This window comes from Kocuria sp. APC 4018 (genome assembly GCF_030407675.1).
Classification (GTDB): domain Bacteria; phylum Actinomycetota; class Actinomycetes; order Actinomycetales; family Micrococcaceae; genus Kocuria; species Kocuria rhizophila.
Genome location: NZ_JASDCY010000038.1, coordinates 1 through 26,347, shown reverse-complemented (window position 1 = coordinate 26,347; position 26,347 = coordinate 1). Strand labels below are relative to the sequence as shown.

Sequence of the window (26,347 nt, the reverse complement as noted above, 5' to 3'; positions counted from 1 at the left end):
GGCGTGGCCTCCGGGCGTCTGCACCCCCGGGACCAGCACTCCGGGCCGGCCAACCCGGTGGGCGACGACCACCTCACCCACCCCCAGGAGAGGATCTCCGCCGAGGCGTCGTGGGACACGATGCGACCCGCGGTCCGCCCCGGAGGCGCCTCCGCGGCCCCGCGTCTCACGGCGGAGGCCCTGCGCGCCCGGCAGCGTCAGCGTTTCGGGGGGCTGCAGATCGTCCCCGGGCTCATGGGGCTGCTCACGGCGGCGGCGCTGGGTGCGCTGCTGACGGCCCTCGCGGTCCTTGCGGGCCCCGCCGTGGGCCTCGACACCGGGCTCAGCGCGGGAGACGCCCTGGCGCGGGCCTGGAACGAGCCGGGCTCCGCGCAGCTGTGGGGCGGCGTCGTCGTCCTGGGTGCGGTCGAGCTGCTGTCCATGCTGGCGGGCGGCTACGTGGCCGGGCGCATGGCCCGGTTCTCGGGAGCCGCGCAGGGGGTGTGCGTGTGGCTGTGGTCGGTCGTCGTCCGGGCCGCGGCCTCCGCCGCCGTGCTGCTGTGGGCGGGACAGGCCGCCGTCGAGGACGGTTCCCGCTGGGTGGCCCAGGAGATGATCGGGGCGAATCCAACCGTGGGTCTTGTGGCGATCGGCGGGCTGCTGGTGCTGGGTCTCGTGGGCGCGGTCCTCGGCGGACTGTGGGGAATGCGCTACCACCGCAAAGTGGACGCGTGGAGCATTTCGCATGCAATGAGCCAGTAGACTTCCGTACTGTCGGGGGCCTGGGCTGGGCCTCCACAGGGGAGTACGGAGGAAACATCCATGCCTTCAACACTCGTCGCGATCGTCGACGACCATGAAGTGGTTCGGGAAGGTGTCCGCCTGGTGTCCATGACATCGCTGGCGGACGTCAAGCTGGTGGGGTCCTCGGACTCCGTGACCACGCTGCTGGACCAGTTGGGCCGGGACCCGGAGAATCCCGCCCTCACGGCGCAGGGGGCCAAGCGCATCGAGTGCGACGTCGTCCTGCTGGACCTGTCCCTGGCGGACAAGTCCCGCCCCGCGAGCAACGTGGAGCGGCTGCGCAGCGCGGGCATGAAGGTGCTGATCTTCAGCATCGCCGAGAACGCGGCACTGATCAGGGAGGCCCTGCGCGCCGGCGCACTGGGCCTGGTGCGCAAGTCCGACCCGCTGGAGCACGCCATCGAGGAGGCGCGCGCCATCGCGGACGGCAAGCCGGTGATCACCAAGGAGCTGGCCGCGGCGATCGACGGGGACGTGGAGTTCTCGCGCGCCGCCCTGTCCCCGCGCGAGCGCGAGACCCTGCGGCTGTACGCCTCCGGGTTCGCGCAGGTCCAGGTGGCGCGGCGGATGGGCATCAAGCAGTCCGCGGTGAAGACGAACATCGACAGGATCCGGGAGAAGTACGCCCGCATCGGACGCCCCGCGCCCACCAAAATCGATCTGCGCATCCGCGCCATCGAGGACGGCCTGGTGGATCCGGAGGACGACGTCACCACGGCTGAGAAGAAGCTGTGACGAGCACCCCGGGCACCCCGTGACCCTGCGCGGCAGGAGCTCGGGAAGCAGGGCCCGCTCCTACCGCGTGGTCAGCACCCAGCTGCGGTGGAAGCGGTTCTTCGCCACCACCGCGCCGGGGAAACTGGGGGTCTACACCTACCGCGCCCACTGGCTCGCAATGATCGGGGTGGGGGTCTTCGGGGTGACCCACCTGATCGAGGTGCTGCCCATCTTCGCGCAGCAGCAGTCCTACCTGCGAGGGTGGTACAGCATCTCCCTGGCCGCGCTCGGTGCCCTGACGGGATTCACCCTTTACTACGGGCTGCGCCACTCGGTCCGCCCGTGGGTGTTCCTGGCCTACACCGCGGTGGTGGCTGCATCTATCCTGGCACTGCCCCTGGCATACCCCGGTGGCACGCTACCCCAGAACCCGTGGATCTCGGGGTTCATCATCCTGGCGTCCGGGGCCGCGGCAGTGCTGTGGAGTCCCTCGGCCGCTGTGCTGTACACCGTGGGGATCGAGGCCGTCTACGCGGTCGTGGCCAGTCAGGTCATCTCGGTGACTCCCACGGCAGAGTCCTGGGTGGCTGCGGGACTCTCCCGTCTGGTGTTCGCCCTCACGCTCATCATGATCATCACGGTGGGCAAGCGCGGCGCCGAGCGCATGGACCTCAACTACGCCGAGGCGCTGTCCGAGACGCTCGCGATGACCCGCAGCCGGTCGGAGACGGAGGACCAGGAGCGCATCGACCGCCTGATCCACGACAACGTCATGGCCGCGCTGCTCGACGCCTCCCGCAACCACGGGGTGCTGCCCCGCAGGACCCGCGAGCTCGCCGCGCGGGCCTTGGAGGTGCTGGCCGAGGAGACCAGCCGCGCATCCGGCGCGCACACCGTGATGGTGCACGACCTCATGGACGAGCTGATGGAAGCCCTGTCCCCGTGGCGGGACCGCGTTCGCTTCACCAACCTGCGGGCGCCCCAGCGGCCCGTGGGCGAACCCCGGGCTTTCGTCCCCGCCTACGTGGCCCACGGACTCACGCAGGCCATCACGGAGGCCGTGGCGAACAGCGCACGGCACTCCGGCAGTGCGATCACCACGGTAGCCATGAAGGGTGATGTCTGCGAGTCGAGCCCCATCAATCCCCAGGGCTTCTACCTGCGTTTCACCGTCACCGACAACGGCCGCGGTTTCAACTACCACGACGTGCCGAACCGCAGGCTCGGTGTGCGCGTGTCCATCATGGAGAACGTGGACTCCATCGGCGGGATGGTCCACCTGAACACCGCCCCGGGCCGCGGCACCCGGGTGGAGCTTGTGTGGCCCAAGGACGTGGTGGCATGAGCGAGGTCACCCGCCCAGTTTTCGCCCACCCGGCCATGGGGCTCTTATTCGTCGTTACGTTTGCCGTGCCGTTCGTCGGTGCCCTGATGCACCCGGAGAACTCCACCCCGAGGTCGGTGATGTTCATCTCCCTCACGACGTACGCGGTGTCCGGGCTGATCATCGCCCTGCCGGCCTGGGAAGGCCACCGTTTCCACGTGCTCCCCACCGCGCTGAGCGCCGTCCTGTTCCTGGTGGCTGCGCACCAGGGCTACGCGGCCACTCCCGTGACCGAGGCCGCCGGGCAGGCACCATGGTTCCATCTGGGGTTCATCGCGGAGCTCTTCGCCCTGGGGATGCGACGCCGTCCGGGATGGGCACTACTGGTGTGGCTCGGGGTGACGGTGATGTCCGTGCTGCGCTGGCCCGTGGTGGACGGCATCCCCCTCCCCATCGAGGCCTACCACGTGGTGGGTGTGGCCGTGATGATCGTGACCTGGATGGTGGAGCGGCAGTACAACTTTTTCATGAACCGGCGGGAGGAGACGCAGCGGATTCTCGAAGCCGCTCGCAGCGGCGACGAGGTCGAGAAGGACATGCGCCACGCCTCGAGCCGCCGCGTGGACGAGGTGCGCCGCCTCGCCGGCGGCCTCCTGGAGCAGATCGCCCAGGAGTCCACGGTGGTCACCGACTACGACGTGCAGCAGTTCCGCCTCACGGAGGCACAGCTGCGGGACAGCATCCGCGGCCGCGCCATCGCCACCCCCCACATCCTGGAGCTCACCCGGGCGGCACGTGCCCGCGGGATCACGGTGGACATCCTCGACGAGCGCGGCACCCCGCCGTCCGACGCGGTGCTCTCCGCCACCGCCCGCCAGCTCTCCGAGATCCTCGCGCACGTCCGCTCGGGAGTGGTCACGGTCCGCGCTCTTCCCCCGGGGGATCCCGCGGCGGTGTTCATCGTCCACGACTCCCAGAACCCCGACGACGACCCCCTGGCCGTGGAGATCGAGGACGTCACGGGCGCGGTGTCCACCTTCTGACCGGGTGCCGTCACCTCCTCCGACCGGGCGTCCCCGGCGGGTCCGGTGCTCGGCGCCGCGCACCGTGCACCCGCCAGGCGGCACCCGTCCGCAGGTTCTCCCGGGTGCGCCCCGCGGCGAGCGCCCTGCACACCCGGGCCCTCAGCAGCCGTCACCATCCCGCACTCCACAGGCCTGCCGTCCCACGGCACCGGGGCCTCGCGTGCGTCCTAGCCTCCTGCCATGACGACGACGGCACGTTCCCTCCCCTGCCCGGCGCAGCCACCAGCCCCGGCACCAGATTCCCCGGCTCCCGGGCCGGGGCTGCCCACGTCCGGGACGCTCCCCGCAGCCGGCGGGAGCCACCAGCGCCTCACCACCAGCCCCCGCGATGCCTTCCGCTCAGTCTTGTGCGGGGACGGTGTGTCCCGCTGCCCCTGGGCGCTCAGCACGGCCGGCGCACTCGCGGACCACGACGACGAGTGGGGGACCCCGCCGAGCACCTCCGCCGAGCACTTCGCCGCCCTCACGCTCGAGCTGGTCGACTCGGGGCTGGCCCGGTGGTCGCAGTCCGCGCGCCACGGGGCCTGGTACCTGCACCTGGCCCAGCTGCGCCCGGAGCGCGTGGCGCTGTTCGACGAGGACGACGTCGAGGACCTCCTGCTGAACGCTGACCTGATCCGCAACCGGGCCAAGATCGAGGCGGTGATCCACAACGCGGAGATGTGCCAGGACTGGGACGCCACCCGGTGGAACGAGCTGCTCACCGAGGCCCAGGTGCCACCGGCGGAGCCACCGCCGCAGAACGCGCTGGACCTGCCGGACAGCACCGCCGCGTCCCGCAGGCTGTCCCTCACCCTGCGCTCCCACGGGATCGTGCTGGTGGGTCCGGTGACCGCCCACCGGTGGCTGCAGCGGATCGGGCGCCCGGGATGACCCGTCGGTTCCCCGGTGTGGCGAGGCGCTCCGGGCGGTACCGCGGTTCACGGCGCCCGGCACGACGGAGGGGCGCCCGGCACGGCGAAGGGGCACCCGCGTGTGCCGCGGGTGCCCCTCGATGCGTCTGCGCCGAGCCCCGGAAGGGCCCGGTCAGCCATGACTCACTCCAGCAGCAGAGCCGGCTCTTCCACGATCCGGGCAACGTCCGACATGAAGCGGGCAGCCAGCTCCCCGTCCACCACGCGGTGGTCGAACGAGCCGGAGAGGGTGGTGATCCAGCGGGGAACCACTTCCCCGTCCACCACCCACGGCTTCTGCTTGATGGCCCCGAACGCCAGGATGCCCGACTCCCCGGGATTGATGATCGGAGTGCCGGTGTCTGCTCCCAGGACGCCGATGTTCGTGATCGACAGCGTGCCGCCCTGCATCTCCGCGGGCTGCGTGCGTCCGGCACGTGCCGTCTCGGTGAGCTCCTGTAGCGCCACGGCGAGCTCGCGCAGCGAGAGATCCTGCGCGTCCTTGATGTTGGGCACCAGCAGACCCCGCGGCGTGGCCGCCGCGATCCCCAGGTTCATGAAGTGCTTCACGATGATCTCGGTGTCCGACCACGTGGCGTTCACGTCCGGGTTGCGCTCCGCGGCCCAGATCACGGCCTTGGCCACGATCAGCAACGGGGAGATCTTCACGCCCTCCATGCGCGGGGACTGCTTGAGCCGCTTGACGAACTCCATGGTCCGGGTGGCATCCACCTCCACGAAGATGGACACGTGGGGCGCGGTGAACGCGGACTTGACCATGTTCTGGGCCGTGGCCTTGCGGACGCCCTTGACCTTGATCCGCTCGACACGCTCCCCGCTCTCGCGGCCAGCCACGGGAGCCGCGGTGCCGGACGCGACTCCGGGGACACCGCCGCGCTCGGCGTGGGCCAGCAGGTCGCGCTTGGTGACCTGACCGGCCTCACCCGTGGCCTGCACGTCCGCGAGGTCGATGCCCATCTCCTTGGCGGCCTTGCGCACGGGGGGCTTGGCCAGACCGGGCCGCCGTGGCACCACGCCACTGGCGGGGGCCGTGGCACCGGCGGGGTCCCCGCCGCCTGCACCGGCCGGAGCCTGAGCGGGCGGTGCGCTCTCCGCCACGGTCTCCTCGCGCTCCTGCACCGTACTGGACGCCGGACGGTTGCGTCGGCGTCGACGCACGGGATCCGCCTTGGGCCCGGAGCCCACGAGGGCCTGGCCCTGGGGCTGGTCCTCGCCCTCCGCCCCCGTGGCCGCACCGTCCGCACCGGCGAGTCCGTTCTGCGGCACCGTACCGGTGTACCCGGGGTCGGTGCCGCCCGCGGGGGCGTCGTCACCCGAGCTGACCGTGATGATGGGCGTGCCCACGTCCACGGTGTCGCCCTCGGCGACCATGAGCTCCTGTACCGTTCCCGCGTACGGAGAGGGCAGCTCCACCACGGACTTGGCGGTCTCGATCTCCACGAGCACCTGGTTGACGGACACGGTATCGCCCTTGGACACCTTCCAGGCCAGGATGTCGGCCTCGGTCAGCCCTTCGCCCACGTCGGGCAGTGTGAAAACCTGGGACATCTGTTCTCCCTCCTGGGGACACCGCGCTCGTCGACGACCACGGTGATGGTCTGAATGTCTAATAGGTGAAGGAACGGTCGAGTGCGTCGAGCACCCGGTCCAGATCCGGGACGTAGTGCTCCTCCACCGCAGCCGGCGGGTACGGCATGTGGAACGCGCCCACGCGCAGCACCGGGGCCTCGAGCGAGTAGAAGGCCTGCTCCGTCACGCGCGCGGCGATCTCCCCGCCCAGGCCGCCGAACGTGGGGGCCTCGTGGGCGATCACCAGGCGCCCGGTCTTGCGGACCGAGGCGGTGAGCGTGTCGAAGTCGATCGGCGAGATGCTGCGCAGGTCGATCACCTCCACGCTGCGCCCGTCCTCCTCGGCGGCGTTCGCCGCGGCCAGTGCCACGGGCACCAGGGGACCCCAGGCCACCACGGTGGCATCCTCGCCCTCGCGGATCACGGACGCGGAGAACGGGTCCGTGGGTTCGGCGGTCTCGTCCACCTCGTCCTTGAGCCAGTAGCGGCGCTTGGGCTCGAAGATGATGACGGGGTCGTCGCTCGCGATCGCCTGCTGCTCCATCCAGTAGGCGTCGTGCGCGTTGGACGGGGTGATGATCCGCAGCCCCGCAGTGTGCGCGTACAGCGCCTCCGGGGACTCGGAGTGGTGCTCGACCGAGCCGATGACACCGCCGTACGGGATGCGGATGGTCATGGGCAGCTTGAGCTTGCCCTCGGAGCGCGCGTGGATCTTGGCCACCTGCGTGGTGATCTGGTTGAACGCGGGGAAGGTGAACCCGTCGAACTGGATCTCGCACACCGGGCGGTAGCCGCGCTGGGCGAGCCCCACCGCGGTGCCCACGATCCCCGCCTCGCCCAGAGGGCTGTCCAGCACGCGGTGCGCACCGAACCGGGCCTTGAGCCCCTCCGTCACGCGGTACACGCCACCCAGGGAGCCGATGTCCTCCCCCATGAGCATGACCTTGGGGTCGTCCTCCATGGCTCGCGTGAGCCCTGCGGTGATGGCCTTGGCAATGGTCAGCTTGCTCACGCGCCCGCTCCTTCCGGTTCCGAGTTCTGGGCTTCGTCCGCAACGTCGAATCCGGCCTGGTACTGCAGGTACTCGGCGCGCTCGGCGTCCACGAGCGAGTGCGGTTCGGCGTAGACGTTGTCGAACCGGTCCACGAACTCGGGCGGGGTCATGGCGAGGACGTCCGCGCGCATCCGGTTCGCGAGGTCGTCGTCCTCCTGCGCCACGGTGTCGAAGAACGAGTCCTCCACACCGTGCTCGGTGCGCAGGTGGACCTTGAGCCGCTCGATGGGATCGAGCAGGCCCCACTGGTCCTCCTCCTCCCGCTTTCGGTACTTGGTGGGATCGTCCGCCGTGGTGTGCGCGCCCATGCGGTAGGTCTCCGCCTCGATGAGGACGGGGCCCTCGCCCTTGCGGATCTTCTCCAGGGCGTAGCGGGTTGCGGCCACCACGGCCAGGATGTCGTTGCCGTCCACCCGCAGGCCCTCGAAGCCGTAGCCGGCCGCCCTCGTGGCCAGCGGCACGCGGGACTGCGTGGAGAAGGGCACCGAGATGGCCCACTGGTTGTTCTGGATGAAGAATAGCACCGGTGCGTCGTAGGACGCCGCGAAGACCATGGACTCGTGGACCTCGCCCTCGGTGCTGGCGCCGTCCCCGAAGTACGCGACCACGGCCTCGGGGTCGGTCTCCAGCGGCGTGCCGGCGTCCTCGGCGGCCTTGCGGTCCATCATGGTGCCCATGGCGTAGCCCACGGCGTGGGGGGCCTGCGAACCGAGCACCACGGTGTAGAGGTTGAGGTTGTGCTTCTCGGGGTCCCAGCCGCCCGCGGTGTGTCCGCGGAAGTAGCGCATGAGCTCGGAGGGCTCCACGCCGCGCTCGAAGGCCACGGCGTGCTCGCGGTAGGAGGGGTAGAGCCTGTCGGTGGGCCGCGTGGGCCACGCGGAGCCGATCTGCGCGGCTTCCTGGCCTCGCAGCGGCACCCACAGCACCAGCTGTCCCTGGCGCTGCAACGAGGTGCCTTCCTCGTCGATCCGCCGCGACATGGTCATGGAGCGGTAGAGGTGCTTGAGGTCATCGACGCTGATGTCCTCGGCATAGGGGGTCAGGAGCGGGTTCTGCGTGACGACGCCGCGCTCGTCCAGCAGCTGGTACCGGGGGAGCGTGCTCTGCACAGCACCCGGATGGGTACGTGGTTCCATGGTCGGTCGTGGTCCTTCCACTGTCTTCATGACCGGAGGATCGCCCCGGTCATGTCGAGCCTTGCGAACACAGGTCCTCGAGTGCGCGCCGCATCCGTTGCACTGCCGGGGTGTCGGCATGGTGCGCGGGTGCGGGTAGGTGGCGCTGAGTTCCAGGAAACGGGCGTTCGCCTCGGGTTCACCAGAGCCTACACGGGCGCCGGATGAAGTGTTGCAGGTCACACTGCGGGCGTGTTCAATCGTCCGACGTCACGGGAATCCGGACGAACCTGGTTCCGCGGCGCCCTTGCGAGTGCACGGAGATCCCCCGGGCTTCGTGCACGGCACGCGACCCGTGGGAACGCGCCGCGTGCCCGCCCCCCTCCTTTGAGCGACCAGCACGACCCACCCGGAGCGCCGACCGGGCCGAGCCCCCGTTGGATCCGCCCGCTTCTGCGAGAACTCACAGGCAACCGGACGTCCGAGTGCGTGGTGGCGGCATCGGCGGACAGGCCTCCCGCCCGGGCCGGCACTCCCCGACCTGCGTGCCCGGACCCGCATCGACCAGCCCCGCCTCGGCCACCCGGGCGCCGAGGGTTGCCGGTGCCAGCAGCGGGGGCGAAGGACGGGCAGCCGCGCACGGCGGTGCCTCCCGCTCACCGGACCGGCGGTGCGCCGCCGTCCTGGGCCCTCTCCCCCTCCAGGCCGGCATGCTCCTCCCACCCGGCGTACACGTAGGTCTCGGTCCGGACTCCCGGCCCGTGGGGAACAGCTGCCGCCAGCCGGTGCTCGTGCGCCTCCACGGTGGGGTCTCCGGACCCGGAGATGCCCTGGGCACCCACGACGTAGAGGTTCATCTCGTGCGCCGCGGTCCCCAGTGGTCCGTCCTTGTAGCACAACGCGCCCGCGTAGGGTGTGTTCACCCGGACCGTGGACCGGTGTTCACCGTCCGGGTTGGGCACGCCGTCCAGGGTGGGTACCAGGTCGTCGACGTGCTCCACGGCCATCACCGAGGTCTCGGCAGGAATCGCGAAGTCCCCCACGGGTGCCCCGTACGTGGTGACCGCCTGGACGTCGTAGCGGCTGCGGAACTCCTGGTTCGCGGCGAGCCCCGCGGCGTCGATCCCACCCAGGCTGTGCCCCGTGAGCACCACGGTGTCCCCGGGGCGGATGCCCGCGTCCTGCAGTGCCTGCACCGCCATGCGCTGGGCCTGCGGAAGCTCGGTGAGGGAGTCCGCGGGGGACGCGGTCATGCCCTGGCCGATGCCTTTGATGTCGTGCACTCCGGGACCGTCCGACCACTGCTCGGTCCCGGTGAGAACCACAGAGTACGCGGTGCGCCCGTCCGCACCGGTGGCCTTCTGCACCATCACCGTGCTGTTCTCCACGGGTTTGCCGCTCGCGTCCACACCCGAGACCATGGTCTTGGCGTCCTTGAGCGCCGCGGCCGTCCCCGCCACGGTGGTGGGGACGGCGCCGTCGTAGCGCACACCGGCGGGCAGCGGCCTGCGGGGCAACGGCGTCATGTGGTGCTCGCGGGCGCTGCGCGGCGTGATGCCGGTGAACACCTCCCGCCGGGCGGGGTACAGGGGATGGTCCTCCTCCAGGTTCCGAACCGTTCCCCTGAGAACCGCCCCGGTGCGTTCCGCCGGGTTCAGCCGACGGCCTTCGCGATACAGCGCATACACACCGGCCGCCCCGGGCACAGCCATCGCCATCGCGGCCACGGTCACCTCCAGTTCCGAGATGTCCGCGCCGTCCGCGGCAGGAGGTTCCTGAGCAGGGGCTCCGCCCGTCATCCGGCGACCCGCGGCGGAGAGCCGCTCCACCAGGATGTTCCGCAGCTGCTGGCCGATCGTCGGGCGCCGCCCCGTGGCCGACGCCGCGGGGCCCGCAGCCGCGCCGGACGCCCCCTCGGCCGCGCTGTCCTCCGCTGTGCTCCCGGAACCGGCCGCGGCGCCGTCGGGCCACGGAAGCTGGAGAACCCCGTCCAGGAGGTCGTCCACACCGGGACCTCGGATCACGGCGTCCGTGCCGCGGGGACCCCCACCGCGCACGAGGACCCCGAACAGGGTGAGATGGACCCGGTCCCGGAAAGACTCGGGGCTGTCGATCCCGGCGCGGGTGAAGGCCACCTCGAAATCCTCGATCGTGTCTGCCATGTCCCGCAGGAACGCCACTCCCGCTCCCGGCCAGGGCGCCTCCAGCTGCTCGGCACTGAACGACCCGGTGACAGCCTGCTCAGCCGCCTCGTAGCGCTGCGCGGCCACCTCAAGCTTCCGGGCCGTGCGGGAGACCTCCGCCGTCCTCTCCAGCAGACCCGTCACGAGCAGTCCCGACATCACTGCCGCATCACCCAGCAGGGGTTCTCCGGTCAGGGCCCACAGCTGCGCCTCGACCGCGAGCGGCGTGAGACCGGCCGCCACCTCCCCGCACTCCGAGGCCGCGCGCGAGAGGTCCCCGGACGTGGCCCGCATCCCGTCCGTGTCCACCGCGGTCCCGCCGGCCGCTCCCGCGCCCCCGTACACGGTCATGGTCTCCCGGGCACCATCCACCGCGGCCGCGACGTCCCGTTCGGACTCGAACCCCTCCGCCGCGGGGCGAGGCACCGCCGCGTCACCGTACAGCTCACCCTGCAGGTCCTCCGCGGGACCGCGTACCTCCGTGACGGCCCCACCCGGCGACGCCGCCTGGCGGGGTCCGTGGGCCGGTGGCACCGGATGCGTCGGGCGGCCCGCACCGTCCACGGGGCTCATGGCCGACGCCCCGCGGGTGCGGTCAGGAGACCCGGCCCCAGGACGGCCCCGAGGGCGGAGAGCAGCGGGGCGCCGATCCCCGCCGCGGTCTCGAGCTCCGCAAGGCGGTCCGCGAGCGCGGTCGCGGCCCAGCGCAGCGTCCGGGATGCCTCCCGGCAGCTTGCGATGTCCTCCCCCAGGCCAGCCACGTCGCGTTCCACCTGGACGGTGAAGAGGCGGGCGCCTGGTCCGCGCCAGGTTTCATGGGTCTCCCCGGCCTCGGCCACCCGGGTGCGCAGGGCACCCAGGTGTTCGGCGGCGTCGTCGTACCGCTGTGCGAGAGCCGTGAGGTGCTCGTGGACCAGTCCGCTGATCCCGGGGAATGCCCCGGGCGCGGCCGCGAGTGCCGTGGGTGTCATGAGGTCTCCTCTCCGCACTGCGCGGACGGGGACCCGGCGCGCGGGACCAGGCTAGAAAGCAGTGCGGCGCAGCGAGAACCGCCCGGCGGGGGCTGGGGACTCGGACCTCCCGGGCCGCCCCGGGTGCCCGGACGTGCAGGACCCTCGCCGCGGCACTTCGCACCGGGCGGGCGCCCCGGGCCCGTGGAAGAATGGGAACCATGTCGAACGCCGCGCAGACCCTCCCGTCCGGACGAGTGGCCCTGGGCCAGCAGAGCCCCGCCTTGGCGCTGGGGCCGTTGGACGGCCGCTACCGCCCGCAGACCGCCCCCCTGGTGGACCACCTGTCGGAGGCCGCACTGAACCGCGAGCGCGTGCACGTGGAGGTCGAGTGGTTCATCCACCTGTGCGAGCAGCGCGCCCTGGCCGGCCTGGAGCCCCTCACGGCCGAGCAGGAAGCGGGGCTGCGCACCATTGTGACCGGCTTCGACGCCGCCGCCGTGGCGGAACTCGCGGAGCTCGAGGCCGTGACGGTCCACGACGTGAAGGCGGTGGAGTACTTCATCGGACGGCGCCTGCCGGAGCTGGGCCTGGGGCACCTCACTCCCCTGGTGCACTTCGCGTGCACCTCCGAGGACATCAACAACCTCTCCTACGCGCTGGGCATCAAGGACGCCGTGGAGCAGGTCTGGCTCCCCGCGGCGCGCGGTCTCGTGGCGGCCGTCTCCGCCATGGCGCGTGAGACCAAGGCTGTGCCCATGCTCTCGCGCACGCACGGCCAGCCCGCCACGCCCACCACCCTGGGCAAGGAGCTCGCGGTGTTCGCGCACCGTCTGGACCGTCAGGTGCAGCGCGTGGCCGGCACCGAGTTCCTGGGCAAGCTCAACGGCGCCACCGGAACCTTCGCGGCCCACACCGCCGCCGCACCGGACACGGACTGGCCGGGGATCTCCCGCTCGTTCGTGACCGGCCTGGGGCTCACGTGGAATCCCCTGACCACCCAGATCGAGTCCCACGACTGGCAGGCGGAGCTCTACGCGGACGTGGCGCGCTTCAACCGGATCCTGCACAACCTGTGCACGGACGTGTGGTCCTACATCTCGATCGGCTACTTCCAGCAGATCCCCGTGGAGGGTGCCACGGGATCCTCCACCATGCCGCACAAGGTCAACCCCATCCGGTTCGAGAACGCGGAGGCCAACGCGGAGATCTCCTGCTCCCTGCTGGACACCCTGGCCGCCACGCTCGTGACCTCCCGGTGGCAGCGGGACCTCACGGACTCGTCCTCCCAGCGCAACATCGGCGTGGCCTTCGGGCACTCGCTGCTGGCCATCTCCAACGTGGTCAAGGGCCTGGACCGCCTGGACGTCGCGGAGGCCACCCTGGCGGAGGACCTCGACCAGAACTGGGAGGTGCTCGGGGAGGCCGTCCAGACCGCCATGCGGGCGGAGGCCGTTGCCGGCCGCGAGGGGATGGACAACCCCTACGAGCGGCTCAAGGACCTGACTCGCGGTCACCGTGTGGACGCCCAGCGCATGCGGGAGTTCATCGGGGAGCTGGGGCTGTCCGAGGAGACCGCCCAGCGCCTCAGCGCACTGACCCCGGGCGGGTACACGGGGCTGGCGGAATGGCTCGTGGACTCCTACGGCCTCTGAGCCGCCGGAACCAGTTCACGCTCCCGAACGCCTCGGCCGTGCGCCGAGGCGTTCCGCGCAGAGTTGAGGTGTTCGGTGCTCCAGCGGCGGACGAGCGCGGGCACGTTGGTGGTGATCTGCTGGACCCCCAGGGCCAGGCACACGTGGGTGTCCGCGAAGGTGTCCACCGTCCACACCCGCAGCACGGATCCGCGCTGGAGCCACTGCTCCACCAGCCGGGGGTTGTCCCGCACGAACCGGATCCCCGGCCCCGCGAGCTCCACCTCCCCGCGGGAGATGAGGGGCACCCCGGGAGGCATCACGAGGCGCATGCCCGCGCGGCACACGGCCGCGGTGGCGGTGCCCACGCCGAGACCGGCGCGCACCGACTCCACGGTGGACTGCGAGACCAGCTGGCACACGTGGCGCGGTGGCACGTGGTCCAGCACGTGGCGCACGGCATCCGGGTGGAAGCTCATGATCGAGACGGTCACGGTTCCGAGCATTCCGGTCTCCGGGTTCCAGCCGCGCCGCATGAGCAGCACGAGCAGGGCCTCCTCCAGCCCGTGGCCGTACGGGCTGGGGTGCTTGGTCTCCACGGCAAGGCCCATGGGGCGCCCGGCGGCCAGCAGCAGGTCCAGCAGCTCGTCCAGCGTGAGCAGCTGCTCGTGGGCCGCCCCGTGGGACGGCGGGATCTCCACACCCTTCCACGAGGTGAAGTCCAGCTCCCGCAGCTGCGCCAGGGTGTGCTGGGCCACTGGCCCGGAGCCGTTGGACGTGCGGCCCAGCTGGGCGTCGTGGTGCAGCACCAGGTGGCCGTCACGTGTCAGGTGGACGTCGCACTCCACACCGTCCGCGCCGTCGGCGATCGCCTGGACGTAGGCCGCCCGGGTCAGCTCCGGATAGCGGTGCGAGGATCCGCGGTGCGCGTAGATCAGAGGACGGGCGGGAGGACGTTCGGTCGAGGCAGCCACGGCCCCACGGTAGGAAGCCGCGGCGACGGGAGACCGAGCACCAACTGACACCCCAGTAGCCTCGGGATGACGTCCGCGTGAACGAATGGGCGCCCCGAGGACGGTGGTCCCCGGGGCGCCCGCTCCGTCATGCGGTCTGCGGTGTCACTCGCGCCCGGTGGTGGCGGTCTCCAGGGCCTCCTGCTGGGATGCCGTGGTCCCGCCCTCGAACGCCTCTGCGCGGTCCCCGAGGGTCAGGTTGGGAGGGAACTGCTCCGGGAACTCCCCGAACGCCTCGTCGGCGGACTTGATGACCTGCCGGGCCATGGCCAGGTTGGCGCCGCCGCCCACGAATGCGCCGATCCCGAAGGGCAGGGCGCGGCCCAGCATGGCGCCGGACTGGCGGGCGATGAAGCGCTTTACGAACATGCTGCGGATGGACCGGCCCACGTCGAAGAACTTGCCGTTGCTGCCGGACTTGCCCATCATGAGCCCCCACTTGTTGGAGATGCTCTTGCTCGTGGAGGAGCTGGTGAGCAGCTGGCCCATGAGCGCCTGCCCGTCGTCTCCCAGCATCAGGGCCATGACCATGGTGCGGTTCTGGTCCTCGTCCTTGGGCTCGACGCCGTGCAGCTCCGCGACCGCCTGGGCGTAGAGCGCGGTCGCCTCGAGGTAGCCGGTGACGGCCACCGAGGACAGCCCGAAGGAGGTCAGGGTCCCGATCCCCGGGATCGCGGCGGTGGCGCCCACCGCGCCGCCGCCCGCGGTCACCGAGCGCACGTAGAGCTTGCGTGCGCGCTTGGCGAGCTGCGCGGGCGTCTCGTCGGGGTGCTGCCTGCGCATGTGCTTGATCATCTTGACCACCCAGGGCCGCTGGACGCGCAGCGCGTGGTTCAGGAACTTCTCCACGCCCGGCGACGGCTGCCCGTGCTCGTCGAACGCCTTGTTCAGGGGGTTTACGCGCATCTGTGTCCACTCCTCGAGACGGATAGGGGCTGCTCGGCGGCCGAGGCCGAGCACATCGGACTCACTATGGCACAGCGCTCGCGGCGGCGCGCGGGCCCGTGCACCCCGTACGCCCAGGGCACACAAGCCCCGGGCCCGGCAGACGGCACGCTCCGGGGCGGGTCAGCGCACGAAGTCCTCCCACGCGTTCAGCCGTCGCAGCAGGTCCGTCTTCTTGGAGGCGTGCCCCGACATCCGCTCGAGCACCGAGGACAGAGTGCGGATGGCCTCCACCACGAAGGGCCCCTTGTTGAGCATCACGCACTCGGCCTGCTGGCCCTGGGCGGCGTCCGTGATCTCCGCACGGGAGGGCAGCCCCTTCTTGGCGAGGGTCTCCAGCACCTGCGTGGCCCAGATGACGGGAACGTGCGCGGCCTCGCACAGCCACAGGATCTCCTGCTGGACCTCCGCCATGCGTTCGAAACCGGTCTCCACGGCCAGGTCCCCGCGGGCGATCATCACACCGGAGTCCTGCCACCGCATGGCCTCGAGCAGCACCATGGGCAGGTGCTCGAAGCCGCCCACGGTCTCGATCTTGAGCGTGATGTCCACCGAGTCGGCCCCCAGCGCCTGCAGCTCGGCCAGGAGGTCCGCCACGTCCTGGGCGCTGCGCACGAAGGACATGTTGACGATGTCCGCGTGCTGGACGACGAACGCCAGGTCCTCCCGGTCCTTCGCGGTCAGCGCGGGGATCCGCAGATCCGTGTCGGGGAAGTTGATGCCCTTCTCGGCCTTGAGCTTGCTGCCCGCCGGGCCCGCGTGGGTGATCTCCACGTCCATGTGCTCGGCGTGCACGTGGCGGATCACGCCGCCGATCTTCCCGTCGTCCAGCCACACGCGCTGGCCCGCGGCCGCGTCCTGGAACGCCTCGGGCAGTGTGCACCCGATCCGTGCCGGGGACGGCCCACCCACCGGGACGGGTTCCGTGCTGTTGAGCAGCCGCAGCGTGTCCCCCGTGGCCACGCGGAGGTACTGCTCCGTTTCCGGCAGCTCCCCCAGGGTGGCCTCGGAACCGTCCCGGGTGCGCAGCACCAGACCCGTGGCGAAGTAGACGGTCTTGGAGAACTCCACCAGCACGGCGTCGTCGTGGGCCTCCACGACCCGCAGTGTGCGTCCGGAGTCCCGCGCGTCCCGCAGCTGGAGGCGTTCGCCCACCGTGCGCTCGGCGAGCCACTGCTCGGGTGCGACCGCCACCGCGGGGACGTCCTCCGAGTGCTGGGCCCCGAGCCACAGGCGCGCGGGGCGGATCACGTGACCCGTGGCGTCCCGCTCGGGCTTGATCTTCTCGACGCGCGGCCCGGGCTCCACGGGGCCGGTGCGCACCTTGGGCCCGGCCAGGTCCATGGCGATGCGCACGTCCGCGCCCAGGTCCGACGCCGCGGCCCGCAGGTGCTCGATCATGCTGGACCACTCCTGCGGTCCGTCGTGGGCGCAGTTGATGCGGGCCACGTCCATGCCCGCGGCCACCATGCGGGAAACGAGCGCGGGGTCCTGCGCCGCCTCCGAGGGCATGGTGACCATGATGCGCGTGGCCCTGCCCTCCGGGGCCTGGCCCACCAGCCGCACCGTGTTCCGCGCCAGCGTGACCGGTCCGGGGCGCAGGTCCTCCCCGGGGAGCAGCCCGGGGTCGAGGTCAGGCAGCTGCGGGTCCGGCAGCCCCGCCACGGCGGCGAGGGTGCGGGCCACGGCGGCGAGGTGCTCGGCCACGCCCGACTCCATGCGCCCCAGGGAGGAGACGCCCAGGCCCGCGAGCTGGATCTGCAGGTCGCGAACATCCTCGGAGCGCACCGCGGTGTAGTCCACCAGGTTGACCGCGGAGTGCCGGTGACGGGGGGCCACCCCGTTGATGCCCTCGAGCCGCGCCTCGCGTGCCGCACGGATCCGCAGCAGCAGCTCGCGCACCCGCTCCAGGCACTGGGCGGCGCGCTCGGCCCGCGGGGGGATCTGCTCGGACTCCGTGACGGTCATGGTTCTCCTCGTGTGGCGGACTGCGGGTGCCCCCACCGTAGGCGGCGCAGGTCAACCGGAGGTGAACAGCGCCGGCCGTGCGGTCTCAGTGGGTGCTGAAGTCCGTGTACTGCCCCGTGGCGGGACCGAAGTGCTCGTCCACGGTGATCACAGCACCCGGGGTGTCCCGCGAGATCAGCGCCTGCAGGAAGTCCCCCACGGCCCAGCGCGGGCCCTCGGCGACGACGCCCACGGTGCCGTCGTCGTTGTTGGTCGCGGTGCCCGTGAGCCCCAGCTTCTCGGCCTGCCGCCAGCACCAGTACCTGAACCCCACGCCCTGAACCGTGCCGTGCACCACGGCGGTGAGGGCGATGACCTCGGTGAGGTCCAGGGACTCCTGGTCGCGGCCGTCGGAGGATTCGGGGTGGATCGATGGCATCTGCATGCCCTCAGCCTAGAAGACCGCCCGGTGGGCGACACCCCTGCCGGGGTGTCGCCCACCGGGCGGTGCGGACTGCCTGATCGCGGTCCGAGCCGCTGCGGCCGCTCGACCACGGCTCGAACCGGCGCGAGGGCGGGAGCCCCGGTCAGTCGAGCGAGTCGAGGGCCTCGGCCACGGGGGTGTCCCCGTCCGCGAACTCGATGAACTTCTTCGCGGTCCCCCGGGGATCCGCGAGCACCCGGGCGGCCACGAGGGCCACGTTGCCGCGGGCAGTGGTGTTGGATTCACCCTCCCCCGCCCTGCCGAGCGCGATGGCGCCCGTGGCGGCGTCGTCGCTGAGCATTCCGGGGCCCAGGATCGTCCAGGTGAGCGAGCTGGCGCGCAGATGGTCGTCAGCGTCCGCCTTGGACTGGGCGTACGCGTGGAAGTCGTTGTCCTCCGGGACCCCGTGGTCCTGGCCGGCCCCCATGTAGGAGACCATGACGTAGTGCTTGACCCCGGCGGCCTCCGCGGCGTCCATCGAGCGGATGGCCGCGTCCCGGTCCACGGCGTAGGTGCGCTCCGGGGACCCTCCACCCGCGCCCGCGGACCAGACCACGGCGTCCTGGCCGGACAGCAGCTCCGTGAGGGCGGCCACGTCCATGTCCTGGACGTCCGCCACCACCGGGTTCGCGCCCGTGTCCTGGACGTCCTGGCGCTGCCCCTCCTTGCGGATCACGGCGTTGACCGTGTCCCCCTGTGCGGCGAGCAGCCTGCTGAGCTGGAGCCCCACCTTGCCGTGGCCGCCGATGATCGTGATCTCAGTCATCTCGAGTCCCTCCTGTCGGAACGAGTCCTCCGGGGAACCGTCTTCGCCCCCGGGCCACGTACAGCGGTGCGCGGCACGCGAATATTCCACGGTTGCAGCGCCACCCTCCGAGCCCGGCGGGCCGGTTCAGGCCAGCTGGGTCTCAGCAGCTCACGGATGCGGCCAGACCAGAGGTCAGCTGCCGGACCAGGCCCTGCAGGTCGGCTTGGAGGTGCTGGACCAGGCTGTCGGAGATCACTCCCACGAGACCGTGGACGATGAAGCGGTCGCACTCGCCCGCGTCCCCGCCCGCGGCGGTCCCCCGCTGCTCGCGCACCTCCCGCAGCCCGGCGAGGGCGTGGTCCACCACCGCGTCACGCACCATGAAGCATCCCGGCCCGGACAGGACGGCCCGGTAGAAGGAGCGGAACTGCTCCACGTGCCGGGCGATGGGCGGCAGGACGGCGTCCCAGGGGCTGCGGCCCCCTGCCTGGGCCGCCTCCGGTTCCAGGGGCACCTCGTGGAGCAGGGACTCGGTGGTGCTGCGCAGCACCTGGTCCCGGGATCCGAAGTTCTCGTACACGGCCTTGCGGCTCACCCCCGCGGCATCGGCGATCTCGGTCATCCCCACCTGCGCACCGCGGTCGGCCACCAGTGCCACTGTGGCCGCCACCACCGCTGCGCGGGTGCGTTCGATCCGCCGGTCCATCTGCTCTCCCATACATCGTCAAACCAGGGCCCAGCTATTCAACCCCTCGCGGCGAGGATGCGCGACAACCTAAAGGGTGAGATCGGGGTCCTGCGGTCGCCCCGCGGTGACGGCCTCCACGAGGAACAGCTGACCGGTCCCCGTGGCCGTCACGGTGCACGGTCCACCCAGGCGGATGAGCGACTCCCCCGCGCCGGCGCGGGTTCCCGCTCCGGTCCGTGCGGCACCCCCCGCTCCCGGGGCCTCTTCCTCCGGGTCGACGACGCCGCCCGCACCGGTGCGCGCGGCGGCCGCCTCGCCCACCTCCAGGCGGTGGGCGTCCACCTCCAGGGAACCCTCGGTGACGAGCACCAGGCACGTGTCCGCGATCTCCCGCACGAGCGGCGTCTGCGGAGTGACGCGCGCGCTGAGCAGGGTGACGGCCGGGTCCCACAGGGGGTACCGCACGGCTCCGTCCTCCGCGGTGCGGGTCTCGAGCGGTGCCACGGGCTGCTGGGTCTCGGCCATGACCCGCAGCAGCTCGGGCACGTCCACGTGCTTGGAGGTGAGCCCGGCGCGCAGCACGTTGTCCGAGCAGCCCATGATCTCCACGGCGGTTCCGCTGAGGTAGGCGTGGACCTGCTGCGCGGGGGTGAACAGCGCCTGCCCCGGGCTGAGGTGCACCACGTTCATGCACAGCGCCACGAGCAGACCCCGGTCCTCCGGGTAGTGGTGGGTCAGCAGCCGGATGAGCCGGCGCGCGCGCTCGTTCGCGTCCTGCTCGGGGGACAGCGGCACGGTCCCCTCTTGTGCGGACGCCGCCGTGTCGGGCGAGGGGGCGGCCGCGGTGACGCTCTCGCGGACGGCGGCCGCGGCGGCGTCGTCGGAGAGCTCGAGCGCGTGGCGCAGCGGGCAGGGGGAGGCGGCCGCCGCGGCGAGCCACGAGAGGCCGAGGTCCTCGGCCACGGCCGAGAGCTGGGCTCGGCTCTGCTGACCCGCGAGCAGCCACATGTCCGTGAGGGCCACCACGGTCTCGGGCTTGGCGTGGGGGTCCTTGTAGTTGCGGTGGGGGGCGTCCAGGGCGATGCCCGCGGCGTTCTCGCGCTCGAACCCCTCGCGGGCCTGGTCGGACGTGGGGTGGACCTGGATGGACAGGGGCGCGTCGATGGCCAGGATCTTGAGCAGGAACGGAAGGTGGGGGGCCAGCTCGTCGAGCCCGCGCTGCTGTCCGCCCACGCTCACACGGGACGGTGCACTGCGGTGCGCACCCATCCACAGCTCCGCCTCGGGCTGCTCGGTGGGACCGGGACGGCCCTGCATCTCGGCGAGCACCGAGCAGGACCCCCAGGCGTAGTGCTGGATCGGGTTGCTCATCCTCAGGAACTCGGCCATGGCTCTCATGTAACCACAGCGGCCCACGGATGCCGTGGCACCGCGGATCGGCCCGTGGACGCTCACGGGGCTCCCGTAGAATCGTGCACCGTGACCACTGACCTTTCCTCATCATTCAAGGCCTACGACGTGCGCGGCATCGTGGGCGAGAGCATCACCGCCGAGAGCGTGCGGGCCACCGGCGCGGCCTTCGTGGACGTCCTGGGCCTGACCGGCTCCTCCGTGGTGGTGGGCGGGGACATGCGTCCCTCCTCCCCGGAGTTCGTCGAGGCCTTCGCGGACGGCGCCACGCGGCGCGGCGCGGACGTCACGGTGATCGGCAGCATCTCCACGGACGAGCTGTACTTCGCGTGCGGCACCCTGGACTGCGCGGGCGCCACGTTCACCGCGAGCCACAACCCGGCGCAGTACAACGGCATCAAGATGGCGAAGGCGGGCGCGGTGCCCGTGTCCTCGGACACCGGCCTGTACGAGATCCGGGACACCGCGCAGCGCTACCTGGACTCCGGAGAGATCCCCGCGGCCGAGCACCGCGGCCAGATCTCGCGCCGGGACGTGCTGGGCGACTACGCCCACTACCTGCGCTCGCTCGTGGACCTGAGCGGGATCCGCCCCCTGAAGGTCGTGGTGGACGCCGGCAACGGCATGGCCGGTCTCACCACCCCCGCCGTTCTGGGGGATGCCCTGCTGGACGCGCTGCCGCTGGAGATCGTGCCCCTGTACTTCGAGCTGGACGGCACGTTCCCCAACCACCCGGCCAACCCGCTGGAGCCCGCCAACCTGGTGGACCTGCAGAAGGCCGTCCGCGAGCACGGCGCCGACATCGGCCTCGCGTTCGACGGGGATGCCGACCGCTGCTTCGTGGTGGACCAGGACGGCGAGCCGGTCTCCCCGTCTGCCGTGGCCGCGATCGTGGCCGAGCGCGAGATCGCCCGGGCCCGGGCCGCGGGCGAGGAGCAGCCCGCGGTGATCCACAACCTCATCACCTCGAAGGCCGTGCCCGAGCTGATCGAGGCGAACGGCGGCCGCGCCGTGCGGACCCGTGTGGGCCACTCGTTCATCAAGGCCGTGATGGCCTCCGAGCACGCGGTCTTCGGCGGTGAGCACTCCGCGCACTACTACTTCAAGGACTTCTTCAACGCGGACACCGGGATGCTCGCGGCCATGCACGTCCTGGCGGCCCTGGGCGAGCAGGACGGCACGCTCAGCGACCTCATGGACCGCTACGACCCCTACGTGGCCTCCGGCGAGATCAACTCCGAGATCGAGGACAAGGCCGCCGCCGTGGACCGCGTGCGCGCGCACTTCGCCGCGACCGATCCCGCGGTCACGGTCGAGGACATGGACGGCACCACGTTCACGCACCCCACCCAGGGCTGGTGGTTCAACCTGCGCCCCTCCAACACCGAGCCCTTCCTGCGGCTCAACGCGGAGGCCCCGGACACCGCCGCCATGGAGGCCGTCCGGGACACCGTGCTGGGCATCGTGCGCCAGGGCTGAGAGCCCCCGGGCACCGTCCGCCCCGTTCCACCACGGGTACGACGACGCCGCGCAGCCCACTGGGCCGCGCGGCGTCGTCGATGTCGCTGCGGGATCAGGCGGCGGCGCGTGCCTCGTCGTGGAGCATCCACAGGTCAGGACCGAAGATCTCGTAGTGGATCGCCCGGCAGGGCACGCCGGCGTCGATCAGCTGGGAACGCACGGACTGCATGAAGGAGAGCGGGCCGCACATGAAGACCTCGGCGCCGGTGGGGATCTCCACCTGGGTGACGTCCATCCGCCCCTCGTGGTCCCCCTCCCCCGGAGTGCCGAGCCACGAGACCAGGCGCGCGTTCGGCAGCTGGGAGACGTACTCCCGGACCTGCTCCCGGCACGGCCACGCCGCCTCGGAGCGGTCCGCGTGCAGCACCAGCACCTCCCGCTCGGGGTCCTCGCGCACGAGCTGGTCCAGGAAGGCCAGCACGGGGGTGACTCCGATCCCCGCCGAGACCAGCACCAGCGGCGCGCGGGAGTCCGGGTCCAGGACCACGTCCCCGTAGGGGTTGGAGACCTCCAGCACGTCCCCCACGGCGACGTCCCGGTGCAGCACCGGGGTGACCTCCCCCTGCGGGTCCTCGCGCACGACCACCCGGCGGTGCCCGGGCTCACTGGGAACCAGCGTGAACTGGCGGGGCTGGCGCAGCCCGTCCGGAACGGTGACCTGGACGGACACGTACTGGCCCGCAACGGCCGGGGTCATGGGCGTGCCGTCCGCGGGCTCCAGGTCGAAAGCGAGCGCCCCGTCCGCGATCTCGTCCTTGGAGACCACCCGGTAGGGCGCGAACATCACGTCGTTCGCCTGCGAGGCGTAGAGGCCCTTCTCCAGCTTGATGAGGGCGTCCGCCATGAGCCAGTAGACCTCGTCCCACGCTGCGACCACCTCGGGCGTGGCCGCGTCCCCGAGGTCAGCGGCGATGGCCTTGAACAGGTGCTCGTGGACGGTGGGGTACTCCTCGGGCTTCAGGCCCAGCGAGGCGTGCTTGTGCGCCACGCGGGAGAGCACCTCGTCCGGGTAGGAGTCCGGGTGGTTCAGCAGGTGGGAGGCGAACATGGCGATGGATCCCGCGAGCGCCTGCGGCTGGGTGCCGTTCTTCTGGTTGGCCCGGCTGAACATCCCGTCCAGCAGGTCCGGGCGGGCCTCGAACATCGACCGGTAGAACTCCGGGGTGATGTGCGGGATCCGTTCGGCGACGACGCCCAGGGTCTGGGCGATGACCGGGCGGGACTTCTCGGACAGCATGGCGGTTTCCTCTCGTCGTGACCTGACGAGACTAATTTAGCATTTCATATGCGGTTTATTGTGAGGGTGGCACCCTCACACGGAGTACCGGCGCCGCGCGCACCGCCCCGCAGGGCCGGACGTCACGAGCTGAAGGATCCCTCGTGGTGCGCAGGGGCCTACCGGGTGCCGGGCGGACGCAGTCCCAGCTCCACCGCGATGGGGCCCACCTGTCGCGGGTTCACCAGATCCGCGATGCTCACGGCGTCCAGCTCGTGGTAGAAGGCCTCCCTCGCGCCCGCGAGCGCCTGGCGCAGCCGGCACCCGTGGTTGAGCGGGCAGGCCGCCTCGTCCGCCTCGCACTCCACGATCGCGGTGTCCGCCTCCAGCACGCGCAGCACCCGCCCCACGCTCGCGCCGCGCCCCTCGTCCGTGAGCACGACTCCCCCGGCGCGGCCGCGCTGGGAGCACAGCAGCCCCATCCCCCGGAGTCTCGCCACGGTCTTGGCCACGTGGTGGTACGGGGCACCCACGCCCTCGGCGATGCGCTGCGTGGACAGCCGGGTGCCGTCCGGGAGTCCAGCCATGAGCAGCAGCACCCGCAGTGCGATGTCCGAGAAGGCCGTGAGCCGCATCGTCGTCCTTTCCTCAGGGACCCGTCCGTCGGTGGACACGAGCACGCCGCGCGGTCGGGTCGGCCGCGCGGCGTGCTCGTGCAGGGGTGGGCTCCGGCGGGTGCCGGTCCCGCGTCAGCTGTTCTTCAGGCGCTCCTCCAGGCCGGCGCGCTGCTCGAGGATGACCTCGGGGACGTCGCGCAGGCGGGCGAACCACTCGTCGATGCCGGGCAGCTCCGCGAGCCACTCGTCCTTGTCCACGCGCAGGGCGGCGTCGAGCTCCTCGTCGGAGATCTCCAGGCCGGCGAGGTCCAGGTCCTCCTTGCGGGGCAGGATGCCCACGGGGGTCTCCTGACCGCCCGCGGTGCCCTTGAGGCGCTCCACGATCCACTTGACCACGCGGGAGTTCTCACCGAAGCCGGGCCACGCGAAGCCGCCGTCCGGGGTGCGGCGGAACCAGTTCACGTAGTAGATCCGCGGCATGTTCTCCTCACCCATGCGGGCGCCGGTGTCCAGCCAGTGCTCCAGGTAGTCGTTCGCGTTGTAGCCGATGAACGGGAGCATGGCCATGGGATCGCGACGGACCACACCCACCGCGCCCTTGGCGGCGGCGGTGGTCTCGGAGGACAGCGTGGCACCCTGGAACACGCCGTGCTCCCAGCCGAAGGACTCGGACACCAGGGGAACCGTGGTCTTGCGGCGGCCACCGAAGATGATCGCGGACAGCGGCACACCCTCGGGGTCGTCGTACTCGGGTGCGAGCATGTCCACCTGCTTGATGGGCGTGCAGAAGCGGGAGTTCGGGTGCGCGGCGGGGCGCCCGGCGTCCGGGGTCCAGTCGTTGCCCTTCCAGTCCGTGAGGTGCTCGGGGACCTCGTCGGTCATGCCCTCCCACCACACGCCGCCGTCGTCCGTGAGAGCCACGTTGGTGAAGATGGTGTTGCCGCGGGCGATCGCGTGCATGGCGTTCGGGTTGGTGGACCAGCCGGTGCCCGGCGCCACGCCGAACAGCCCGGCCTCGGGGTTGACCACGCGCGGGGTGCGGTCCTTGCCGAAGCGGATCCAGGCGATGTCGTCACCCACCATCTCGGCCTTCCACCCGGGCACGGTGGGCTCGAGCATGGCGAAGTTGGTCTTGCCGCACGCGGACGGGAAGGCCGCGGCGATGAAGCGCGAGTCGCCCTCGGGGTCGGTGACCTTGAGGATGAGCATGTGCTCGGCCAGCCAGCCCTCGTCGTGGGCGATCGCGGAGGCGATGCGCAGCGCGTAGCACTTCTTGCCCAGCAGGGCGTTGCCGCCGTAGCCGGAGCCGAAGGACCAGATGGCGCGGTCCTCGGGGAACTGCACGATGTACTTGGCGGGGTTGCAGGGCCAGGGCACGTCCTGCTCGCCCGGAGCCAACGGGGCACCGAGGGAGTGGACGCACTCCACGAACGGAGCCTTGTCCCGGGACATCTTGTCCAGGACCTCGCTGCCGATCGTGGCCATGATGCGCATGGAGCACACCACGTAGGGGGAGTCCGAGATCTCCACGCCGTACTGGGGCTTCTGCGCATCCAGGGAGCCCATCACGAACGGGATCACGTACATGGTGCGCCCGCGCATGGCACCGGAGAAGCGCTTGTTCAGCGTCTCCTTCATGACCTGCGGGTCCTCCCAGTTGTTGGTGGGGCCCGCGCCCTTCTGGGTTTTGGTGCAGATGAAGGTGCGCTCCTCCACACGCGCCACGTCCTCGGGATCCGAGAACGCCGCGAAGGAGTTGGGGAACTTCTCCTCGGACAGCCGCACCAGGGTGCCCGCCTCGACCATCTGGTCAGTCAGCTGCGTCCACTCGGCGTCCGAGCCGTCGGCCCAGTGGATGCGGTCGGGCTGCGCCAGCTCCGCGATCTCCCGCACCCAGTCCACCAGCCCGCGGTAGTCCGTGGGGGGATTCTCCAGCGACTGCCGGACCTCCTGGTTGAGTTCCGTGGTCCCGATGCTTGCCGTGCTGTTGTCAGCCATTGACATGTCTCCTCGTTGAGGCCGTCGTGCGTGCCGCGCCCCCTGGGGCCTGACCCTTCCGGTCCGAGCGCTCCACGTCGCTGTGGGGCGGCGCCGGGGTCCAGGCTCTCCTGGGTGGCACAGGGGTGTGGGCCGAGTCTATCGCGGGGAGGCCGCGCGCCGTCCCCCATGACGGCGCGGTGTGCCCCCGGGCCGCCCGTTCCACGATTTGTCCCCAGGGGCCCTCGGGTGTAAGTTATTACCCGTTGCGCAGCCCGTGGTTGCGAAACAGAGGCGCCCGTAGCTCAACGGATAGAGCATCTGACTACGGATCAGAAGGTTGGGGGTTCGAATCCCTCCGGGCGCACTCCCTCAGAACCCCGCATCCCCCGGATGCGGGGTTCTTGCGTTGAACGCCGCCCCCGCGGCACCGGCAGGATCGAGATCCCCCTG

General features: G+C 71.3%; 22 protein-coding genes and 1 tRNA gene. 8 read left to right on the top strand and 15 right to left on the bottom strand.

The genetic code is table 11. The features are described 5' to 3' along the window. The 5 genes from QL985_RS08070 to QL985_RS08050 form a co-directional block, all read left to right on the top strand. On the top strand, nt 1-741 hold a 741-nt coding region (locus tag QL985_RS08070; protein WP_290147708.1), incomplete at its 5' end, for a hypothetical protein. A gap of 60 nt (nt 742-801) precedes the next feature. Then, nucleotides 802-1,518, top strand: a complete 717-nt coding sequence (locus QL985_RS08065; RefSeq protein ID WP_029603191.1) for a response regulator transcription factor — start codon at nt 802-804, stop codon at nt 1,516-1,518. Nucleotides 1,519-1,537: 19 nt separating this feature from the next. Continuing rightward, complete coding sequence (locus QL985_RS08060; protein ID WP_237573748.1) at nt 1,538-2,845, top strand: ATP-binding protein; 1,308 nt, start codon at nt 1,538-1,540, stop codon at nt 2,843-2,845. Beyond that, entirely contained in the window at nt 2,842-3,867 is a 1,026-nt protein-coding gene (locus tag QL985_RS08055) for a hypothetical protein (protein ID WP_039101846.1), read from the top strand. Before QL985_RS08060 ends, QL985_RS08055 begins: the two co-directional genes overlap by 4 nt. A 402-nt stretch (nt 3,868-4,269) precedes the next feature. After that, a complete protein-coding gene (locus QL985_RS08050; protein ID WP_290147707.1) occupies nt 4,270-4,782 on the top strand; it encodes a DNA-3-methyladenine glycosylase I in 513 nt (170 codons plus the stop codon). 164 nt (nt 4,783-4,946) lie between these two features. Here the strand turns inward: QL985_RS08050 and QL985_RS08045 are convergent, their stop codons facing one another. The 5 genes from QL985_RS08045 to QL985_RS08025 all read right to left on the bottom strand — a co-directional run bounded on the left by QL985_RS08045 (nt 4,947) and on the right by QL985_RS08025 (nt 11,715). Beyond that, a complete protein-coding gene (locus QL985_RS08045) occupies nt 4,947-6,371 on the bottom strand; it encodes a dihydrolipoamide acetyltransferase family protein (RefSeq protein ID WP_039102259.1) in 1,425 nt (474 codons plus the stop codon). 58 nt (nt 6,372-6,429) lie between these two features. Continuing rightward, nucleotides 6,430-7,404, bottom strand: a complete 975-nt coding sequence (locus tag QL985_RS08040) for a transketolase C-terminal domain-containing protein (protein WP_039102258.1) — start codon at nt 7,402-7,404, stop codon at nt 6,430-6,432. Further along, nucleotides 7,401-8,582, bottom strand: coding sequence for a thiamine pyrophosphate-dependent enzyme (locus tag QL985_RS08035; RefSeq protein WP_237573770.1), 1,182 nt, complete (start codon nt 8,580-8,582; stop codon nt 7,401-7,403). Before QL985_RS08035 ends, QL985_RS08040 begins: the two co-directional genes overlap by 4 nt. A 635-nt stretch (nt 8,583-9,217) precedes the next feature. Further along, the gene (locus tag QL985_RS08030) at nt 9,218-11,317 is read right to left on the bottom strand and encodes a lipase family protein (RefSeq protein ID WP_259906256.1); all 2,100 of its coding nucleotides are present in this window, start codon (nt 11,315-11,317) and stop codon (nt 9,218-9,220) included. Further along, nucleotides 11,314-11,715, bottom strand: a complete 402-nt coding sequence (locus QL985_RS08025) for a hypothetical protein (RefSeq protein WP_047978544.1) — start codon at nt 11,713-11,715, stop codon at nt 11,314-11,316. The genes QL985_RS08030 and QL985_RS08025 overlap by 4 nt, the downstream gene beginning before the upstream one ends. Nucleotides 11,716-11,915: 200 nt before the next feature. Here QL985_RS08025 and purB point away from each other — a divergent pair, with 200 nt between their 5' ends. Further along, complete coding sequence (purB, locus tag QL985_RS08020) at nt 11,916-13,349, top strand: adenylosuccinate lyase (RefSeq protein ID WP_259921525.1); 1,434 nt, start codon at nt 11,916-11,918, stop codon at nt 13,347-13,349. Here purB and QL985_RS08015 read toward each other — a convergent pair. The 7 genes from QL985_RS08015 to manA form a co-directional block, all read right to left on the bottom strand. After that, nucleotides 13,337-14,302, bottom strand: a complete 966-nt coding sequence (locus QL985_RS08015; protein ID WP_019309947.1) for a glycerophosphodiester phosphodiesterase family protein — start codon at nt 14,300-14,302, stop codon at nt 13,337-13,339. The two genes, purB and QL985_RS08015, sit on opposite strands and share 13 nt — an antisense overlap. A 144-nt stretch (nt 14,303-14,446) precedes the next feature. Then, nucleotides 14,447-15,247: a di- and tripeptidase gene (locus QL985_RS08010; protein WP_121241342.1), complete on the bottom strand. Its 801-nt coding sequence runs from the start codon at nt 15,245-15,247 to the stop codon at nt 14,447-14,449. Nucleotides 15,248-15,409: 162 nt separating this feature from the next. Continuing rightward, a complete protein-coding gene (locus QL985_RS08005; protein WP_259906259.1) occupies nt 15,410-17,254 on the bottom strand; it encodes a pyruvate kinase in 1,845 nt (614 codons plus the stop codon). 85 nt (nt 17,255-17,339) lie between these two features. After that, a complete protein-coding gene (locus QL985_RS08000; protein ID WP_082019337.1) occupies nt 17,340-17,678 on the bottom strand; it encodes an acylphosphatase in 339 nt (112 codons plus the stop codon). Between the two features lie 142 nt (nt 17,679-17,820). Continuing rightward, nucleotides 17,821-18,483 (bottom strand): SDR family oxidoreductase, encoded by a 663-nt coding sequence (locus QL985_RS07995; protein WP_039101671.1) that lies wholly within the window; start codon nt 18,481-18,483, stop codon nt 17,821-17,823. Between the two features lie 142 nt (nt 18,484-18,625). Then, nucleotides 18,626-19,183 (bottom strand): TetR/AcrR family transcriptional regulator, encoded by a 558-nt coding sequence (locus tag QL985_RS07990; protein WP_019309942.1) that lies wholly within the window; start codon nt 19,181-19,183, stop codon nt 18,626-18,628. A 57-nt stretch (nt 19,184-19,240) separates the two neighbouring features. After that, nucleotides 19,241-20,542 carry a mannose-6-phosphate isomerase, class I gene (gene manA / locus QL985_RS07985; protein WP_259906457.1) on the bottom strand — a complete coding sequence of 434 codons (1,302 nt, stop codon included), beginning with the start codon at nt 20,540-20,542 and terminating at the stop codon, nt 19,241-19,243. Nucleotides 20,543-20,632: 90 nt separating this feature from the next. On the opposite strand from manA, the gene QL985_RS07980 reads away from it, so the two are divergent. Continuing rightward, nucleotides 20,633-22,042 (top strand): phosphomannomutase/phosphoglucomutase, encoded by a 1,410-nt coding sequence (locus tag QL985_RS07980; protein WP_259906455.1) that lies wholly within the window; start codon nt 20,633-20,635, stop codon nt 22,040-22,042. Between the two features lie 94 nt (nt 22,043-22,136). Here QL985_RS07980 and QL985_RS07975 read toward each other — a convergent pair whose 3' ends face one another. The 3 genes from QL985_RS07975 to QL985_RS07965 all read right to left on the bottom strand — a co-directional run bounded on the left by QL985_RS07975 (nt 22,137) and on the right by QL985_RS07965 (nt 25,915). Next, a complete protein-coding gene (locus tag QL985_RS07975) occupies nt 22,137-23,321 on the bottom strand; it encodes a globin domain-containing protein (protein WP_121241353.1) in 1,185 nt (394 codons plus the stop codon). A 158-nt stretch (nt 23,322-23,479) separates the two neighbouring features. After that, complete coding sequence (locus QL985_RS07970) at nt 23,480-23,935, bottom strand: Rrf2 family transcriptional regulator (RefSeq protein ID WP_135010723.1); 456 nt, start codon at nt 23,933-23,935, stop codon at nt 23,480-23,482. A 114-nt stretch (nt 23,936-24,049) separates the two neighbouring features. After that, on the bottom strand, nt 24,050-25,915 hold the full coding sequence (locus QL985_RS07965; RefSeq protein ID WP_144801985.1) for a phosphoenolpyruvate carboxykinase (GTP): 1,866 nt from the start codon (nt 25,913-25,915) through the stop codon (nt 24,050-24,052). 273 nt (nt 25,916-26,188) lie between these two features. On the opposite strand from QL985_RS07965, the gene QL985_RS07960 reads away from it, so the two are divergent. Continuing rightward, a tRNA-Arg gene (locus QL985_RS07960) sits at nt 26,189-26,261 on the top strand. Nucleotides 26,262-26,347: the final 86 nt, after the last annotated feature.